This window comes from Bacillus sp. SH7-1, from assembly GCF_008042405.1.
Classification (GTDB): Bacteria; Bacillota; Bacilli; order Bacillales; family Bacillaceae_G; genus Bacillus_A; species Bacillus_A thuringiensis_N.
Genome location: NZ_QNUD01000016.1, coordinates 1 through 15,709 on the forward strand (window position 1 = coordinate 1; position 15,709 = coordinate 15,709).

Below are 15,709 nucleotides of genomic sequence, written 5' to 3' on the forward strand. Positions count from 1 at the left end.
CTTATGTTAACATCTTCGTTTTTCGATGTCAACTAAGTTTTTCATTTTCTTTTTTGTCGTCTTCTGCGTTTCTGCATCAGCGACGGTTATTAATTTATCATATAATAACTATTAACGTCAATACTTTTTAATAAAAAGTTCTTTTTCTTACATAACGAATACATTCCTCTGCATTAGCAACTCTTCGAAACAAACAAAAAATAATTTTATATCTCTCTTCCATCGCCTTTTTTACAACGTCATGAATGCGTTCATCTTCAAAGTCAAATAAAAGTTCTTCTAACTCTCTCTTCAATATGTATTCCATTTCTTTTTTCTCTTCTTTCGTTAACATAAATCCAAGCAACTCATCACCTCAATCATTTCTTACAGAGCAATAAACATTCCGCTCATTTTCACTTATCAAAATCTTATCATTCATTATATCCACCACTTACGATATTAATCCCTTGTTCTCTTTTTTATATTTACAGCATATATGTAACTGAAAAGGATTGGACAAAGGGGCGTAATATTATGTTTTTCTTTTTTATTACGAGTAAAAGAAACTTTAAACACATTAGCTTAATAGTGATACTTTCCTTATTTACAGCATGGCTACTCTTTTTGAAAACATATTCACATGAGTCTGCTTTTTCAACTGCTACAGGACCTAAAGTTATTTACAAAGGCGACACCTCTAAAAAACAAGTTGCATTCACGTTTGATATTAGTTGGGGAGACAAAAAAGCAATTCCAATCCTTGATACACTTAAAGAAAAGGACATTAAGAATGCAACCTTCTTCCTTTCTGCTGCATGGGCAGAAAGACACCCTGATGTTGTTGAACGCATCATAAAAGATGGACATGAAATCGGTAGTATGGGTTATAATTACACATCCTACACTTCTCTAGAGACAAATGAAATACGAAGAGATCTTTTGCGTGCACAAGATGTTTTTACAAAACTTGGTGTGAAACAAGTCAAGCTATTGCGTCCACCTAGTGGAGACTTTAACAAAGCAACACTTAAAATAGCAGAATCACTCGGATACACTGTCGTTCATTGGAGTAATAACTCAAACGACTGGAAAAACCCTGGTGTAAACAATATCGTTTCCACTGTCTCTAACAATTTGAAAGGTGGAGATATCGTCTTATTACACGCATCCGATTCTGCTCTTCAAACAAATAAAGCTTTACCACTGCTCCTACAAAAATTAAAGAGTGATGGATATGAACAAATATCAGTATCACAACTTATTTCCAACACAAGTACAAAAAGTGAAGATGTACAGTAATTCTTTTCCCTCGTGCCTTTACTCATAAAAAGCTCTACTACCTTTCATTAAGGTAGTAGAGCTTTTTTTATCCTGATATTTGCATTCAAACAACTACTCTACTTAAAAACTATCTTCATTAGGCCGACTTACTCGTCTTCCCAATTAAACGATGTAATATAAGTAACTGATATGAATTACATAATAATAGCGGTATAACCATTAAATACAACCAATCAGTATCATTAATCCGAAGCGCTGGTACCCATTCGAGAATTGTTACAACAACCATAAAGAACAAAGCAGGCACAAATGCTTTTTTATTCGTTTCTTTGCTCTTTACATAAGCAACAATTGCTCCGAACACAAATAACATTCCAGCAACAAGTATGTTATTCCCTAATGAGACTTCCCCATTCGCAATTAGTACGGATCTTAAATACACGAAATCAAATAAAACGAATGCAATAAAGAAAAGCTGCACTGCATTCCATAAAGAAGATGACCGGAACATACCTAGCCCAAAACGATGGATTGTTAAATAGGCAAAGAACCCCATTTGACTTATAACACTAAAAATAAATCCTACACCCATCAACCAAAAGGAAACTGCTAAAATCTCCTTTCCGTCGAAATTTTGAAAAAATTTAGCGTACTTGTCCCACTCCAAAACAAACCCAATAATGACCGTACTAATCCCACCAAGAAACAACGTCGTAAAAAATAGTCGTACCCACTTGCGGCTATTCACAACACATCCCCCATTATCCTTATATTTCTAATTAAATTGTATCAATGACAATTTCAAAAAGCTAGCCATGTTCATGTATAAATTCCTTAAAGATATTTATATTAAAAAGAGAGAACTGTGCTGAAAGGAGTTCCAACTTATGAAACGGATGCTGCTCGTTTTGACTTCTTCTTTTCTATTACTTGTACTTGTAGCATGTGCACAAGAAAAAGAAGCAAAGTCCGAACTTGATTATGATCAAACGAAGAAAATGATTGTTGATATCTTAAAAACCGATCAAGGTAAGAAAGCCATTCAAGATGTATTAACTGATGAAAAAATGAAACAAGCACTCATACTAGATGAAACAGTAGTAAAGAAAACGATTGAAGATGCAATGGTCTCCGACAAAGGGCAACAATTCTGGGAAAAGCTCTTTAAAGACCCTGAGTTCTCATCAAAATTTGCTAAAAGTATGGGGAAAGAACAAACAACCTTAATGAAAACATTACTAAAAGACCCTGAATACCAAGCAGGCGTTATAGAAATTATGAAAAACCCTGAAGTAGAAAAAATGATGTTACAAACAATGAAGAGCAAAGAATACCGTCAATATTTACAACAAGTACTAACAGAAACTGCTGAAAGCCCACTTTTCCAAGCTAAGATGATTGATATTATTAGTAAAGGTGTACAAAAAGCTGAAAAAAGTGGATCTGATAAGAAAGAAGCAGGCGGTGAGGGTGGTTCCCAAGACGGTAAAAAGGAACAGCAGTAAAAATAATAACGATAATAATGAGTGGACAATATATGTATCGCCCACTCATTATTATTTTATTTTTGTGCAACAGCTGTTTTATCAATTACTGTCTCAGCTATCGTGCGATAAATAAGACCTGTCGTATGTGTATCTTCATATACTGACGGTGCAAAGTCTTCTTTATTCCAATCGGGTTGTTGAAGCGGGATTCTGCCAAGTACTTCTGTTTGAAGTTCTGTAGCTAATTTATCTCCTCCACCTCTTCCGAACACATATTCTTTTTCACCGGTTGTTTTACTTTCGAAATAAGCCATATTTTCAACAACCCCAAGAATACTATGTTCTGTACGTAAAGCCATAGCTCCAGCACGCGCTGCCACAAATGCCGCTGTTGGATGCGGCGTTGTTACAATAATCTCTTTACAAGCCGGTAACATTGAATGTAAATCTAACGCAACATCACCTGTACCCGGTGGTAAATCTAAAACTAAATAGTCTAAATCGCCCCACTCCACTTCTGTAAAGAAATGATTTAACATTTTCCCAAGCATAGGCCCTCTCCAAATAACCGGTGCATTATCTTCTACAAAGAATCCCATTGAGATTACCTTTACACCTAGACGCTCCACTGGAATTATTTTATCTCCTCTTACAACAGGACGTTTTTCTATCCCCATCATATCCGGTACGCTAAAACCATAAATATCGGCATCAATTATACCAACCTTTTTCCCTAGACGAGCTAAAGCAATGGCAAGGTTAACAGAAACTGTTGATTTTCCGACTCCACCTTTTCCACTCGCTACTGCTAAAAATGTCGTTTTTGAATTTGGTGACAATAAAGATTCATTTTGCTCTTCTTCCTGTTCCGGTGCAAACTGAGCTAATTCCTCTTCTGTAAATTCTGCAAAGCGAAGCCCTACTGTTGCTGCCCCTAGTTCTTTTACTAATTTTACAATTCCAGATTGCAACTGCATTTGTTCCGCTGTACCGGTTTTTACAATTGCAATTTTCACACTTACATGTTCCTTCTCAGGCTTGACTGTTACCTCTTTAATTGCACCTGTTTCTTTTAACGTTTTATGTAAAAACGGATCTACAATCCCTTCTAACGCTTCCACTACTTGCTCTTTCGTTACCATAATTAGCCCAACCCCCTGTATGAAAAATAACGTAATGTTAATTAAATTTATCTCTCTTTACTTTCGAAATAAATGCGTTTACATTTCCAGTATAACATATTTTCGGAAAACTTCGTTAACGAGAGAAACTCAAAAAATCCTCCTTATTCTGGAGGATTTCCTTTTTCCGTGAAATAACGTAATATACCACGATATACTGCAGCCGCTACCTTTTGCTGATATTTCTCCGAATTTAACATATACCTTTCATTTACATTCGATAAAAAGCCAGCTTCAATTAAAGCGCCTGGTGTTTTCGCATACTTTAATAAATACACATGAGAAATTGTTTTAGCAGAACGATTCGTATTCTCTAAACTCGTTCTCAATTCAGCTTGGATAAATTTCGCAGCACGTTCATTTTCAATCGAAGAACGGTAATAGAACGTTTGTGCGCCTTTCGATCCACTACTCGTTAAAGCATTTAAATGGATACTTGCAAAAAAGTCTACATCAGGTTTATTAATGATCTCTACACGCTTTTTTAAATCCTCTGCTTTACGTCTACTATATGACTTTGTATCTTTCTGAGCTAAATCATAATCTCCATCACGTGTTAAAATAACTAGCGCACCTTGTTCTTGTAAATAATCTTGTACCTTCTTTGTAATCTCAAGCGTAATATCTTTTTCTACAATATCCTTTCCACCAACAGCCCCTCCGTCTGGTCCACCATGCCCAGCATCTAATACAATTACTTTCCCTGATAAGGGTAAATTCCAAGCTCGCCACGATTTTGTAATTTGAAACTCTTGTTTGACTAAAAAAAACAAAACAACCGCAGCGAGTGCAAAAGAGATAATTCGAATTCTCTTCATACCTTTCCTCCTCCAGCTAGTCCCTCTAATTACTTATATGGGACAAGAGGAAAGTTTATGCTTGTCTTAATGAAGCTTTAAACGATATCTTCTTTCACCTTTTTCATACCCTTCCTGCCACCATAAGCCGATAAACTGCTGGCAAGATTCAAAAAGTAATTCCTCATCTTGTAACTTAATTTCCCGCATAGTCATGCTCGTTAAAAATTGAAATAACGTTTCCGTTAATTGTTGCTCTTCTTCTAAGGCTCTATATTTCACATCAAAGAACGATTCACCATAATAACCAAATTTACTATACCTCGCTCCTAATAAATACGATTCTATCCCTAATTCAATGCAGTAATCTTCATACTGACGATGAAGTTCCTGCATCTGAAAGGCATCCCTAATATTTGAACGTAATGTTTTTAACGATAATTCCCGCAGCATCTTGCGTTCATATTTCAACTGCTTTTCTTTTTGTTTTTCTTGTAAGCTGACAATGACATTCATAGTACTCATAAACCTCCCTAATACGTATTAGTCTAAACTTCTAAAGAAGAAGCATACGCGAGAGGATAGCACTAAAATATTCCAAACTACAAAAATTACAAAAGAAGCATGAAACATAAAAAAACCCCAACCAAAATGGTTGGGGTTGTAGTTCGCAAAAATTAACGTTTTGAGAACTGAGGTGCACGACGTGCGCCTTTAAGACCGTATTTTTTACGCTCTTTCATACGTGCGTCACGAGTTAATAGACCTGCACGTTTTAGTGTTAGACGGTATTCTGGATCAGCTTTTAATAAAGCGCGAGAAATACCGTGACGAATAGCACCAGCTTGACCAGTGTATCCACCACCATTTACGTTTACAAGTACATCGTAGTTACCTAAAGTTTCTGTTGCAACTAGAGGTTGTTTCACTACTTCACGTAATGCAGCAAATGGGATATAGTTTTCAAAATCACGACCGTTAATGATAACGCGTCCTTCGCCTGGAACTAGGCGTACGCGCGCTACTGAACTCTTACGACGTCCAGTGCCATAGTATTGAACCTGTGCCAAAGTAAGCCCTCCTTTAATTGATTATCCGCGAAGTTCGTAAACTTCTGGTTTTTGTGCTTGGTGTGGATGCTCTGCTCCAGCATACACGTTTAGTTTCTTAGAAACTTGACGGCCTAAGCGTCCTTTTGGAAGCATGCCTTTAATTGCAAGCTCTAACATTTGTACAGGGTAGTTTGTACGCATTTCTAGAGCTGTTCTTTGTTTAAGTCCACCTGGGTGGTTAGTGTGACGGTAGTAAATTTTATCGTTTAATTTATTACCTGTTAAATGAATTTTCTCAGCGTTAATAATAATTACATGATCACCCGTGTCAACGTGTGGTGTAAATGTAGGTTTGTTTTTACCACGTAAAATGGATGCTACTTCACTAGCAAGGCGACCTAAAGTTTGACCTTCAGCATCAACCACATACCATTTACGCTCAACTTCGTTAGCTTTTGCCATAAAAGTCGTACGCATGTGTTTCCCTCCTCGTTATCTTTTCCATAGAAAAAATCTATTGTTTATCTTAAACACGATTTCCTTCCGGGGCTAATCGTGGTTTTAGAAACAATACCATATGTTATGATATACTTTTGAGTTTCTAATGTCAAGCAAATGTTACACCAGGATTAGTTGTTATAGTTTACCTGCCATAAATAAAGCCCATGACCTGGAGCCATCTTTCCAGCAAACTGACGATTTTGTTTCGCTAAAATCTCTGGAATGCTATCAGGATCGAGCTTTCCCTGCCCTACGCTAAGTAACGTACCAACAATAATTCTGACCATATTATATAAAAATCCATTACCTACAAAACGAAAAATTAATTCATCATCTTGCTCAATTAACTCGATTTCATAAATTGTTCGCACTTTATCTTTTTTGTCAGTTTTTGCCGAACAAAAAGAAGTGAAATCATGCGTTCCGATAAAATAAGGAATCGCTTTTCTTATAGAATTGATTTCGAGCGGATATGGATATTGATATACATAATTTCTACGGAATACATCCGCAGTCTTTGATAATAATACACGATAACGATATTCTTTTCTCTCAACACCGTATCGCGCATGAAATTCTTCTGTTTTTTTCTCTACCTGTCTGATAACAATATCATCTGGCAGCATTGTGTTTAACGCATTACTCCATTGCCACTCTTCAAGAGACAACGGTGTATCAAAGTGTATGACTTGTCCTTTAGCATGAACGGTAGAATCCGTCCTGCCCGATGCCTGAACACGAACAAGTTCTCCTTTATGCAATTTCTGCAAAGCTTTCTCTATCTCTTGTTGAACAGTACGATGCTGCGGCTGAATTTGATAACCACAAAAATGCATGCCATCATATGCAACCGTACATTTTATTCTATCCATTTCTCTATTCTCCATTACGATCGCACCCATGCCAAAATACAAGCTAAACAAAGTAAACTTATAATCGTTACTGTATCGCTTATTTTCCAGCGTAGTTGCCTAAATTTAGTACGTCCTTCGCCACTTTGATATCCACGAGCTTCCATAGCAATTGCTAAGTCCTCTGCACGCTTAAAAGCACTAATAAATAAAGGGACAAGTAATGAAATAATAGCTTTCATCCTATCTTTTATCGGTCCCCCTGCGAAATCAATACCACGTGACGCTTGTGCCTTCATTATTTTACTCGTTTCATCCATTAATGTCGGGATAAAACGAAGAGAAATTGACATCATTAATGCGATTTCATGAACAGGAACTTTTATACGCTTCAACGGCTTTAATAACGTCTCCAGACCATCTGTAATCTCAATAGGTGTCGTCGTTAGCGTTAATAATGTCGTCATTAAAATAATAACGAAGAATCGTATAGAAATGTATATCCCTTGCTCTAATCCTTTTTCATGTATCGAAAACCAACCAAGCTGGAATAGTACTTCCCCTTCTTTATTTGTAAAAATATGCAGGAAAAATGTAAAAAGAAAAATCCATAGAATTGGTTTTAAGCCCGAAAGTACATAACGAATCGGCACTTTTGCAAAAAATAAAGCAATGAGTGCATATAAAAATAAAAATCCATATGAAATCGCATTATTTGCTAAGAAAACAACAAATACATATAAAAAGACAATCAGCAGCTTCGTACGTGGATCAAGTTGATGAATAAGCGAATTCCCTGGAATATACCTTCCAATAATCAACTGCTGCATGATTCATGACCACCTTTTCGTAATACCTGCACAACTTCATGAGTAAGATCCTCTAAAGATAAGGTAGCCTTTGGAATTGAAATACCAAACTTCTCTTCAATCGCACGTTTATACTTTAAAGACATAGGAAGATCCACGCCAATTTTCTCTAGTTCATCAGCATGTGAAAACACTTCCTCTGCACTTCCTTGCAAAAAGACCGTTCCTTTATGCATAACTACAATCTGCTGCGCATACTTAGCAGCATCCTCCATATTATGCGTTACAAGGATAACTGTAAGGCCTTTTTCCTTATGAAGCTTATAAAACATCTCCATAAGTTCATTCTGCCCTTTAGGATCTAGTCCAGCTGTAGGTTCATCTAAGACAAGCACTTCAGGTTCCATCGCCAGTACGCCTGCTATCGCAACACGCCTCATTTGCCCACCGCTTAACTCAAATGGCGAACGTGTTAACAGTTCTGGTTCTAATCCTACAAGTTCAATTGCCTCTCTTGCCTTTTGCTTCGCTTCTTCTACAGATACTCCAAAATTAGTGGGGCCGAAACAAATGTCTTTCTCCACAGTCTCTTCAAATAATTGATGTTCTGGGAATTGAAAGACAACCCCTACTTTTTTACGTAGTGGCTTTAGCTTTTTCTCTTTCTTTCCTGCCGAAATAAAATGTTCACCAATTTGAACGGTACCACTTGTCGGCTGCAATAAACCATTTAAATGTTGAATCATCGTCGACTTACCTGAACCAGTATGACCGATAATGGCATAATAGCCCCCACTTGGAAACGACACGTCCACATCATAAAGTGCGCGTCTTTCAAACGGAGTTTTATATTGATAACGATGTTCTACTTTTTGGAATGTAATCTCCAAAGTTCGTTCACCAAGCTTTCCATTGTAAGATGCGTATTTTGCAAGAGAATTTCATTTCTTTTTAATAATTCTGCCATTTTCACTGAAAATGGTACATCTAATCCAATTTCTTGGAGCATATGAGAGGACTTGAAAATTTGCTCTGGAGTCCCTTCCTCTAATATCTCTCCCTTATTTAAAATAATGACACGGTCTGACTGTGCCGCTTCTTCTAAATCATGCGTAATTGATAACACAGTAATACCTTTTTCATTAACAAGTTGTCTAACCGTTTCTACTACTTCACGTCTCCCTTGGGGGTCTAACATTGAAGTTGCTTCATCTAGTATTAAAATAGATGGCTGAAGTGCTAAAACACCTGCTATTGCCACTCGCTGCTTTTGTCCACCAGATAACGAATGAGGCTCATCATTAAGAAAATCTTCCATACGGACAAGTTGCAAGGCCTGTTCTAATCTTTCTATCATCTGCTCTCTTGGCATTCCGATATTCTCTAAACCAAATACAACATCATCTTGCACTGTTGTTCCAACAAATTGATTATCTGGATTTTGAAATACCATTCCAATTTGTTTTCGAACATCCCACACCGTTTCCTCTGATAAAATCATTGTATCGTTTACTGTAATTGTCCCTGCTTCCGGTAAAAACAAACCATTCAATAATTTTGCAAGTGTAGACTTCCCGGAACCGTTTTGTCCAATAACAGATACCCACTCTCCCTCATATAAGGAAAATGAAACATCTTTTAATGCATAAGTGGCTGCCCCAGGATATTGAAATGATATATTTTCTGTCCGAAGTTTCTCTTTTTTCAATACAAGGCACCCTTTCCTTCGCCAAATTAACCTATTTTTATATTTAAAAAAAAGGGCCATGACCAGTTTCTTGAAAAGAACTGTCCTGCCCTTTTAATTATCATTATACTAACTCGATAATTACCATTGGTGCTGCGTCTCCGCGACGTGGACCAATTTTTGCAATACGAGTGTATCCGCCTTGGCGCTCAGCATAGCGTGGAGCTACATCAGCGAATAATTTTTGAAGTGCATCTTGACCAGTCTCAGCGTTAGCTACTTCATTGCGAATGAAAGCTGCTGCTTGACGACGAGCATGAAGATCTCCGCGTTTACCTAAAGTGATCATTTTTTCCACTACAGAACGAAGTTCTTTTGCACGAGTTTCTGTCGTTTGGATGCGCTCGTTGATAATTAAATCAGTAGCTAAGTCACGTAACATAGCTTTACGTTGCGCACTTGTACGGCCTAATTTTCTGTATGCCATTCGTAGTTCCCTCCTTTGTTGATGGGTTTAAATCCTCAGTCGTCTTTACGTAAACCTAAACCTAATTCCTCAAGTTTATGTTTAACTTCTTCTAAGGATTTACGTCCTAAGTTACGAACTTTCATCATATCTTCTTCTGTTTTGTTCGCAAGCTCTTGTACAGTATTAATTCCTGCACGTTTTAGGCAATTATAAGAACGAACAGAAAGATCTAGTTCTTCGATAGTCATCTCAAGAACTTTCTCTTTTTGATCTTCTTCCTTCTCGACCATAATCTCAGCATTTTGTGCTTCGTCAGTTAAACCAACAAAGATATTTAAATGCTCAGTTAAGATTTTGGCACCTAAAGAGATAGCTTCTTTTGGCCCGATGCTTCCATCCGTCCATACATCAAGCGTAAGCTTATCATAATTAGCCACTTGTCCGACACGTGTCTTTTCCACTTGGTAAGTCACACGTGATACCGGAGTATAAATAGAATCAATAGGAATTACTCCTATTGGTTGATCTTCGCTTTTATTTGCATCAGCTGGCGTATACCCACGGCCACGCTTTGCAGTTAAACGCACGCGGAAATGCGCATCTTTTGCTAACGTTGCAATGTGTAAATCTGGATTTAAGATTTCTACATCACTATCGTGAGTAATATCAGCAGCTGTGACAATACCTTCGCCCTGCACATCAATTTCCAACGTCTTCTCTTCTTCAGAGTAGATTTTAAGAGCTAACTTTTTCAAGTTTAAGATGATCGTCGTAACGTCTTCTACTACGCCCTCAACTGTTGAAAATTCATGTAATACGCCATCGATTTGGATAGCAGTAACAGCGGCACCAGGGAGTGAGGATAAAAGAATACGACGTAAGGAGTTACCCAAAGTAGTACCATATCCACGCTCAAGCGGTTCAATTACGAATTTACCATATTTAGCATCTTCGTTAAGTTCAACCGTTTCGATTTTCGGCTTTTCGATTTCAATCATTAACTAAACCCTCCTTCAAAACGTCGAAACCCCGGTTAAACAAAGGTATAACCTCTGTTTAACCGAAAGTCCCCCTTAGGCAGTTCCCGATTGTGCACAACAAGCGATGTTTCTGTACGAAATTTCTCGATAATGCATCATATCCATTATAGACAAAAGGGAAAATTCTATACAGAAAAATTACACACGACGACGTTTTGGCGGACGACATCCATTATGAGGAACTGGAGTAACATCTCTAATTGCTGTTACTTCTAGACCTGCAGCTTGAAGAGCACGAATTGCAGCTTCACGACCAGCACCAGGACCTTTAACAGTAACCTCTAAAGTTTTTAAACCGTGCTCCATTGCAACTTTAGCAGCAGCCTCAGCAGCCATTTGCGCAGCGAATGGAGTAGATTTACGAGATCCACGGAAACCAAGTGCACCAGCACTAGACCAAGAAAGTGCGTTACCGTGAGTATCTGTAAGTGTTACGATTGTGTTGTTGAAAGTAGAACGAATATGAGCTATACCAGCTTCGATATTCTTTTTCACACGTTTTTTACGAGTGTTTGTTTTACGTGCCATTGTTAGTTCAACCTCCTTTACTTATTATTTCTTTTTATTTGCTACTGTACGACGTGGACCTTTACGTGTACGAGCATTGTTTTTAGAGTTTTGACCACGAACTGGTAAGCCACGACGGTGACGAAGACCACGGTAAGAACCGATCTCCATTAGACGTTTAATGTTAAGAGATACTTCACGACGAAGGTCTCCCTCAACTTTAATACGATCGATGATATCACGGATACGTCCTAATTCGTCTTCCGTTAAATCACGAACTCGTGTTTCTGAAGAAATACCAGCTTCAGTAAGAATTTTTTCAGCAGTTGTGCGACCAATGCCGAATACGTAAGTTAAAGAAATAACAACGCGTTTGTCTCGAGGAATATCTACACCTGCGATACGTGCCATTCTGAATGCACCTCCTTCTGATTAACCTTGTTTTTGTTTATGTTTAGGGTTTTCACAAATAACCATTACTTTTCCACGTCTACGAATAACTTTACATTTTTCGCAGATTGGTTTAACTGACGGTCTTACTTTCATGTCTCGAACCTCCTTAAAGATTACGGAGTGCTATATTATTTAAAACGGTACGTAATACGACCACGATTTAAATCGTACGGAGATAATTCTACCGTAACTTTGTCTCCTGGTAAAATACGAATGAAGTTCATACGGATTTTACCAGAAACGTGAGCCAATACGACATGCCCATTCTCTAATTCTACTTTGAACATAGCATTTGGCAACGTTTCAAGAACGGTACCTTCGACTTCAATTACATCATCTTTAGCCATTCAATAGTTCTCCCTTCATCAAATCAGTAACATTTTACACTGCTCTGAAATCCCGGAGAGCCAGCTACTTATAAAGTGGTAAGGATTTCGTATCCTGCTTCTGTAAGAGCAATCGTGTGCTCAAAATGGGCACACCATTTACCATCTACCGTTACCACTGTCCAGTCATCAGATAGTGTTTTTACATATCGTCTTCCTTGATTCACCATCGGCTCAACACAGATGACCATTCCCGGCTTTAATCTAGGGCCTCTATTTGGTGGACCATAGTGCGGGATTTGAGGGTCCTCATGTAAGTCTTGCCCGATTCCGTGACCAACATACTCCCTAACGATCGAGAATCCATTCTCTTCAGCATGGGTTTGAACCGCATGTGAGATATTTGATAATCTTTCGCCTGGTTTTACTTGTTCTAGACCAAGATACAACGATTTTTCTGTGACATCAAGTAGCTTTTGAACAGATTCAGAAATGTTTCCAACTGGATACGTCCATGCAGAATCTCCATGGTACCCATTGTATTTCGCACCAATATCGATACTGATGATATCGCCCTCTTTGAGCTTGCGCTTCCCTGGAATTCCGTGTACAAGCTCTTCATTTACAGAAGCACATATGCTCCCCGGAAATCCGTTGTATCCTTTAAAAGATGGCGTAGCACCATATTTTTGAATCGTCTTTTCCGCTATTTGATCGAGCTCTTTCGTTGTAATTCCTGGAGTAATGTGCTGTTTCAACTCTTGATGAGTTAAAGCAACGATCCTGCCAGCTTCTCGCATGATTTCTATCTCGCGAGGAGTTTTGCAGATTATCATTACGCTAAGCCTCCGATGAGAACATCGATATCAGCAAATACTTTATTGATATCTTGCTCACCATTAATGCTTTCTAAGTAACCAAGCTCCTCATAGAAATCAAGCAAAGGTTTTGTTTGCTTAATATTTACATCTAAACGATTTGCTACAGTTTCTTCATTGTCATCAGAGCGTTGGTATAATTCGCCACCACATTTATCGCACACATCAGCTTTCGCTGGTGGATTGAATTCTAAGTGGTAAGTCGCACCGCACTCTTTACAAATGCGACGGCCTGTAAGACGTTTTAATAACAACCCTGAATCCACATTAATGTTTAAAACATAGTCGATTTTTTTGCCAAGATCTTTCATAATTTCTTCAAGAGCTGATGCTTGTGCAACAGTTCGTGGGAAACCGTCTAGTAAGAATCCTCTTACGCAGTCTTCTTGACTTAAACGATCACGAACGATTCCGATTGTAACTTCATCTGGGACAAGAGCACCTTTATCAATAAAAGATTTAGCTTGTAAACCCATTTCAGTTTCAGCCTTCATAGCTGCACGGAACATATCTCCTGTTGAAATGTGAGGGATGTTATACTTGGCAACAATCTGTTCGGCTTGTGTACCTTTACCAGCACCAGGAAGCCCCATTAAAATTAAGTTCATCCTTGTTCCCCCTCAGAGTACATGAGCATGTAGGGAAGACACTTCTTCCCACTTACTCACTGCTTGATAAACCCTTTGTAATGGCGTTTTACCAGTTGGCTTTCTAGCTGCTTCATTGTTTCTAAAGCAACGCCGACAACGATTAACATACTCGTTCCACCAATCTGTGCAGATGGAGGAAGATTTCCCAATTTCGTAAAGATAACTGGTAAGATTGCAATCGCTGCTAGGAAAATTGATCCTACAAAGGTCAAACGATACAAGATTTTTGTTAGATATTGTTCCGTATTCTTACCCGGACGAATACCTGGAACATATCCACCTTGCTTGTTTAGATTCTCTGACATTTGCTCTGGATTAACCTGAACAAACGCATAGAAATATGTGAAGGCTACAATGAGCGCAACATATATGATCATTCCCACTGGGTGAGAATAGTTAAAGTTTGCAATAATCCACTGCGATACATCATGTTTCGGGAAGAACTGTGCAATAGTTGGTGGTGTAATTAAGAATGAAACAGCAAAAATGACTGGAATAACACCCGCACTATTTACCTTAAGTGGTAAATGAGTGTTTTGTGCTCCAGCATGATTCCCATTCGCTCCTGTTACACGCTTCGCATATTGAATTGGGATCTTTCTAACAGCTTGTTGAATGAAAATAACACCCACAATAACTGCTAGCACAGCTAGTAAGATCAATGCAACTTTAACGATACTCATGAACAATTGATCTCCGATATTTTGAAACTGTTGCTGATACACTTGAGATATAACACTTGGGATCGCTGCGGCAATACCACCAAAGATAAGGATGGAAATACCATTACCTACACCTTTAGCTGTAATCTGTTCACCTAACCACATTAAAAATGCAGTACCAGCAGTCAGTACCGTAGCAATGTATAAATAAGTGCTCCAACCAGGATTCAAAATTAATTGCCCACCTACCATACCGTTAAAACCGATTGACATACCAAACCCCTGAATAAACGCAAGAACAATTGTAAAATAACGCGTGAATTGCGTTAGCTTACGACGGCCCATTTCACCTTGCTTCGACCATTCCGAAAATTTAGGAACAACATCCATCTGCAATAATTGCACGATGATGGATGCTGTAATATACGGCATGATTCCCATCGCAAAGATGGAGAAGTTTTTCAAGGCTCCACCGCCAAATGTATTTAGAATACCTAAAGCATTTAATTGATCTTGTGCTTTCAGTACGTCTCCATTTGTAAATGGCACGGGGATAAACGTGCCAATCCTGAATACGATTAACATCGCTAAAGTGAATAATATTTTACGTCTTATCTCAGCAACGCGCATAAAGTTGGAGATTGTACGAAACATTAGATCACCTCAACTGATCCGCCAGCTGCTTCAATTGCTTCTTTAGCACTTGAAGAGAACTTGTGCGCTTTAACAGTTAGTTTTTTCTCTACTGCGCCGCTTGCAAGAATTTTAACACCGTCGTTTAACTTGCTGATAACGCCAGTTTCCAGCAATAATTCAGGTGTTACTTCTGTACCATCTTCAAAACGATTTAACGTTGATAAGTTTACAATAGCAAACTCTTTACGGTTAATGTTTGTGAAGCCGCGTTTTGGTAAACGACGGAATAATGGAGTTTGACCACCTTCGAAGCCAAGACGAACACCGCCACCAGAACGTGCGTTTTGTCCTTTATGACCTTTACCAGCAGTTTTACCGTTACCAGAACCGATACCACGACCGACACGGTTACGTACTTTACGAGAACCTTCTGCAGGTTTTAATTCATGAAGTTTCATTC

Annotated in this window: 23 protein-coding genes; 2 read left to right on the forward strand and 21 right to left on the reverse strand. The window is 38.2% G+C overall.

The window, feature by feature from the left end; genetic code table 11:
• Positions 1-127 precede the first annotated feature (127 nt).
• Positions 128-346 carry a hypothetical protein gene (locus DN390_RS15485; RefSeq protein WP_000900296.1) on the reverse strand — a complete coding sequence of 73 codons (219 nt, stop codon included), beginning with the start codon at positions 344-346 and terminating at the stop codon, positions 128-130.
• Positions 347-516: 170 nt separating this feature from the next.
• Between DN390_RS15485 and pdaB the strand changes: the two genes are divergently transcribed.
• Entirely contained in the window at positions 517-1,281 is a 765-nt protein-coding gene (pdaB, locus tag DN390_RS15490) for a polysaccharide deacetylase family sporulation protein PdaB (protein WP_097949125.1), read from the forward strand.
• Positions 1,282-1,399: 118 nt separating this feature from the next.
• On the opposite strand, the gene kbaA is transcribed toward pdaB, so the two are convergent.
• Positions 1,400-2,011 carry a KinB signaling pathway activation protein KbaA gene (gene kbaA / locus DN390_RS15495; RefSeq protein ID WP_147807755.1) on the reverse strand — a complete coding sequence of 204 codons (612 nt, stop codon included), beginning with the start codon at positions 2,009-2,011 and terminating at the stop codon, positions 1,400-1,402.
• 139 nt (positions 2,012-2,150) lie between these two features.
• Between kbaA and gerD the strand changes: the two genes are divergently transcribed.
• Complete coding sequence (gerD, locus tag DN390_RS15500; protein WP_060629218.1) at positions 2,151-2,768, forward strand: spore germination protein GerD; 618 nt, start codon at positions 2,151-2,153, stop codon at positions 2,766-2,768.
• A 56-nt stretch (positions 2,769-2,824) separates the two neighbouring features.
• Here the strand turns inward: gerD and DN390_RS15505 are convergent, their stop codons facing one another.
• The 19 genes from DN390_RS15505 to rplO form a co-directional block, all read right to left on the reverse strand.
• Positions 2,825-3,892, reverse strand: coding sequence for an Mrp/NBP35 family ATP-binding protein (locus DN390_RS15505; RefSeq protein ID WP_016089666.1), 1,068 nt, complete (start codon positions 3,890-3,892; stop codon positions 2,825-2,827).
• A 143-nt stretch (positions 3,893-4,035) separates the two neighbouring features.
• Positions 4,036-4,749, reverse strand: coding sequence for an N-acetylmuramoyl-L-alanine amidase CwlD (cwlD, locus tag DN390_RS15510; RefSeq protein WP_060629217.1), 714 nt, complete (start codon positions 4,747-4,749; stop codon positions 4,036-4,038).
• 66 nt (positions 4,750-4,815) lie between these two features.
• Positions 4,816-5,244 carry a YbaK family protein gene (locus tag DN390_RS15515; protein ID WP_001101006.1) on the reverse strand — a complete coding sequence of 143 codons (429 nt, stop codon included), beginning with the start codon at positions 5,242-5,244 and terminating at the stop codon, positions 4,816-4,818.
• Positions 5,245-5,405: 161 nt separating this feature from the next.
• Entirely contained in the window at positions 5,406-5,798 is a 393-nt protein-coding gene (rpsI, locus tag DN390_RS15520; RefSeq protein ID WP_000079986.1) for a 30S ribosomal protein S9, read from the reverse strand.
• Between the two features lie 21 nt (positions 5,799-5,819).
• Entirely contained in the window at positions 5,820-6,257 is a 438-nt protein-coding gene (gene rplM, locus DN390_RS15525) for a 50S ribosomal protein L13 (protein ID WP_001260793.1), read from the reverse strand.
• Positions 6,258-6,409: 152 nt separating this feature from the next.
• Positions 6,410-7,153 carry a tRNA pseudouridine(38-40) synthase TruA gene (truA, locus tag DN390_RS15530; protein ID WP_060633077.1) on the reverse strand — a complete coding sequence of 248 codons (744 nt, stop codon included), beginning with the start codon at positions 7,151-7,153 and terminating at the stop codon, positions 6,410-6,412.
• A 14-nt stretch (positions 7,154-7,167) separates the two neighbouring features.
• Complete coding sequence (locus tag DN390_RS15535) at positions 7,168-7,962, reverse strand: energy-coupling factor transporter transmembrane component T family protein (RefSeq protein WP_097949123.1); 795 nt, start codon at positions 7,960-7,962, stop codon at positions 7,168-7,170.
• Positions 7,950-8,831: an energy-coupling factor ABC transporter ATP-binding protein gene (locus tag DN390_RS15540; RefSeq protein WP_060629215.1), complete on the reverse strand. Its 882-nt coding sequence runs from the start codon at positions 8,829-8,831 to the stop codon at positions 7,950-7,952. Before DN390_RS15540 ends, DN390_RS15535 begins: the two co-directional genes overlap by 13 nt.
• Complete coding sequence (locus tag DN390_RS15545) at positions 8,807-9,649, reverse strand: energy-coupling factor ABC transporter ATP-binding protein (protein ID WP_147807756.1); 843 nt, start codon at positions 9,647-9,649, stop codon at positions 8,807-8,809. Before DN390_RS15545 ends, DN390_RS15540 begins: the two co-directional genes overlap by 25 nt.
• 103 nt (positions 9,650-9,752) lie before the next feature.
• Positions 9,753-10,115 carry a 50S ribosomal protein L17 gene (gene rplQ, locus DN390_RS15550; protein WP_000331490.1) on the reverse strand — a complete coding sequence of 121 codons (363 nt, stop codon included), beginning with the start codon at positions 10,113-10,115 and terminating at the stop codon, positions 9,753-9,755.
• A gap of 35 nt (positions 10,116-10,150) precedes the next feature.
• Positions 10,151-11,095: a DNA-directed RNA polymerase subunit alpha gene (locus tag DN390_RS15555; protein ID WP_000569643.1), complete on the reverse strand. Its 945-nt coding sequence runs from the start codon at positions 11,093-11,095 to the stop codon at positions 10,151-10,153.
• 180 nt (positions 11,096-11,275) lie between these two features.
• On the reverse strand, positions 11,276-11,665 hold the full coding sequence (gene rpsK, locus DN390_RS15560; RefSeq protein WP_000101797.1) for a 30S ribosomal protein S11: 390 nt from the start codon (positions 11,663-11,665) through the stop codon (positions 11,276-11,278).
• A 24-nt stretch (positions 11,666-11,689) separates the two neighbouring features.
• The gene (rpsM, locus tag DN390_RS15565) at positions 11,690-12,055 is read right to left on the reverse strand and encodes a 30S ribosomal protein S13 (protein WP_000090790.1); all 366 of its coding nucleotides are present in this window, start codon (positions 12,053-12,055) and stop codon (positions 11,690-11,692) included.
• A gap of 21 nt (positions 12,056-12,076) precedes the next feature.
• Positions 12,077-12,190 (reverse strand): 50S ribosomal protein L36, encoded by a 114-nt coding sequence (gene rpmJ / locus DN390_RS15570; protein ID WP_000868344.1) that lies wholly within the window; start codon positions 12,188-12,190, stop codon positions 12,077-12,079.
• A 35-nt stretch (positions 12,191-12,225) separates the two neighbouring features.
• On the reverse strand, positions 12,226-12,444 hold the full coding sequence (gene infA / locus DN390_RS15575) for a translation initiation factor IF-1 (RefSeq protein WP_001029884.1): 219 nt from the start codon (positions 12,442-12,444) through the stop codon (positions 12,226-12,228).
• Between the two features lie 68 nt (positions 12,445-12,512).
• Positions 12,513-13,259 (reverse strand): type I methionyl aminopeptidase, encoded by a 747-nt coding sequence (gene map, locus DN390_RS15580; RefSeq protein ID WP_000582539.1) that lies wholly within the window; start codon positions 13,257-13,259, stop codon positions 12,513-12,515.
• A complete protein-coding gene (locus tag DN390_RS15585; RefSeq protein ID WP_060629213.1) occupies positions 13,259-13,909 on the reverse strand; it encodes an adenylate kinase in 651 nt (216 codons plus the stop codon). The genes map and DN390_RS15585 overlap by 1 nt, the downstream gene beginning before the upstream one ends.
• Positions 13,910-13,965: 56 nt before the next feature.
• Complete coding sequence (gene secY / locus DN390_RS15590; RefSeq protein WP_060629212.1) at positions 13,966-15,267, reverse strand: preprotein translocase subunit SecY; 1,302 nt, start codon at positions 15,265-15,267, stop codon at positions 13,966-13,968.
• A complete protein-coding gene (gene rplO, locus DN390_RS15595; protein ID WP_000766080.1) occupies positions 15,267-15,707 on the reverse strand; it encodes a 50S ribosomal protein L15 in 441 nt (146 codons plus the stop codon). Before rplO ends, secY begins: the two co-directional genes overlap by 1 nt.
• Between the last annotated feature and the right edge of the window lie 2 nt (positions 15,708-15,709).

Bases quoted from the DNA above. Each gene is read 5' to 3' on its own strand.
- pdaB (WP_097949125.1), top strand. From the start codon at position 517: ATGTTTTTCTTTTTTATTACGAGTAAAAGAAACTTTAAACACATTAGC.
- gerD (WP_060629218.1), top strand. From the start codon at position 2,151: ATGAAACGGATGCTGCTCGTTTTGACTTCTTCTTTTCTATTACTTGTA.
- DN390_RS15505 (WP_016089666.1), bottom strand. From the start codon at position 3,892: ATGGTAACGAAAGAGCAAGTAGTGGAAGCGTTAGAAGGGATTGTAGAT.
- cwlD (WP_060629217.1), bottom strand. From the start codon at position 4,749: ATGAAGAGAATTCGAATTATCTCTTTTGCACTCGCTGCGGTTGTTTTG.
- DN390_RS15515 (WP_001101006.1), bottom strand. From the start codon at position 5,244: ATGAATGTCATTGTCAGCTTACAAGAAAAACAAAAAGAAAAGCAGTTG.
- rplM (WP_001260793.1), bottom strand. From the start codon at position 6,257: ATGCGTACGACTTTTATGGCAAAAGCTAACGAAGTTGAGCGTAAATGG.
- truA (WP_060633077.1), bottom strand. From the start codon at position 7,153: ATGGATAGAATAAAATGTACGGTTGCATATGATGGCATGCATTTTTGT.
- DN390_RS15535 (WP_097949123.1), bottom strand. From the start codon at position 7,962: ATGCAGCAGTTGATTATTGGAAGGTATATTCCAGGGAATTCGCTTATT.
- rplQ (WP_000331490.1), bottom strand. From the start codon at position 10,115: ATGGCATACAGAAAATTAGGCCGTACAAGTGCGCAACGTAAAGCTATG.
- DN390_RS15555 (WP_000569643.1), bottom strand. From the start codon at position 11,095: ATGATTGAAATCGAAAAGCCGAAAATCGAAACGGTTGAACTTAACGAA.
- rpsK (WP_000101797.1), bottom strand. From the start codon at position 11,665: ATGGCACGTAAAACAAACACTCGTAAAAAACGTGTGAAAAAGAATATC.
- rpsM (WP_000090790.1), bottom strand. From the start codon at position 12,055: ATGGCACGTATCGCAGGTGTAGATATTCCTCGAGACAAACGCGTTGTT.
- rpmJ (WP_000868344.1), bottom strand. From the start codon at position 12,190: ATGAAAGTAAGACCGTCAGTTAAACCAATCTGCGAAAAATGTAAAGTT.
- infA (WP_001029884.1), bottom strand. From the start codon at position 12,444: ATGGCTAAAGATGATGTAATTGAAGTCGAAGGTACCGTTCTTGAAACG.
- map (WP_000582539.1), bottom strand. From the start codon at position 13,259: ATGATAATCTGCAAAACTCCTCGCGAGATAGAAATCATGCGAGAAGCT.
- DN390_RS15585 (WP_060629213.1), bottom strand. From the start codon at position 13,909: ATGAACTTAATTTTAATGGGGCTTCCTGGTGCTGGTAAAGGTACACAA.
- secY (WP_060629212.1), bottom strand. From the start codon at position 15,267: ATGTTTCGTACAATCTCCAACTTTATGCGCGTTGCTGAGATAAGACGT.
- rplO (WP_000766080.1), bottom strand. From the start codon at position 15,707: ATGAAACTTCATGAATTAAAACCTGCAGAAGGTTCTCGTAAAGTACGT.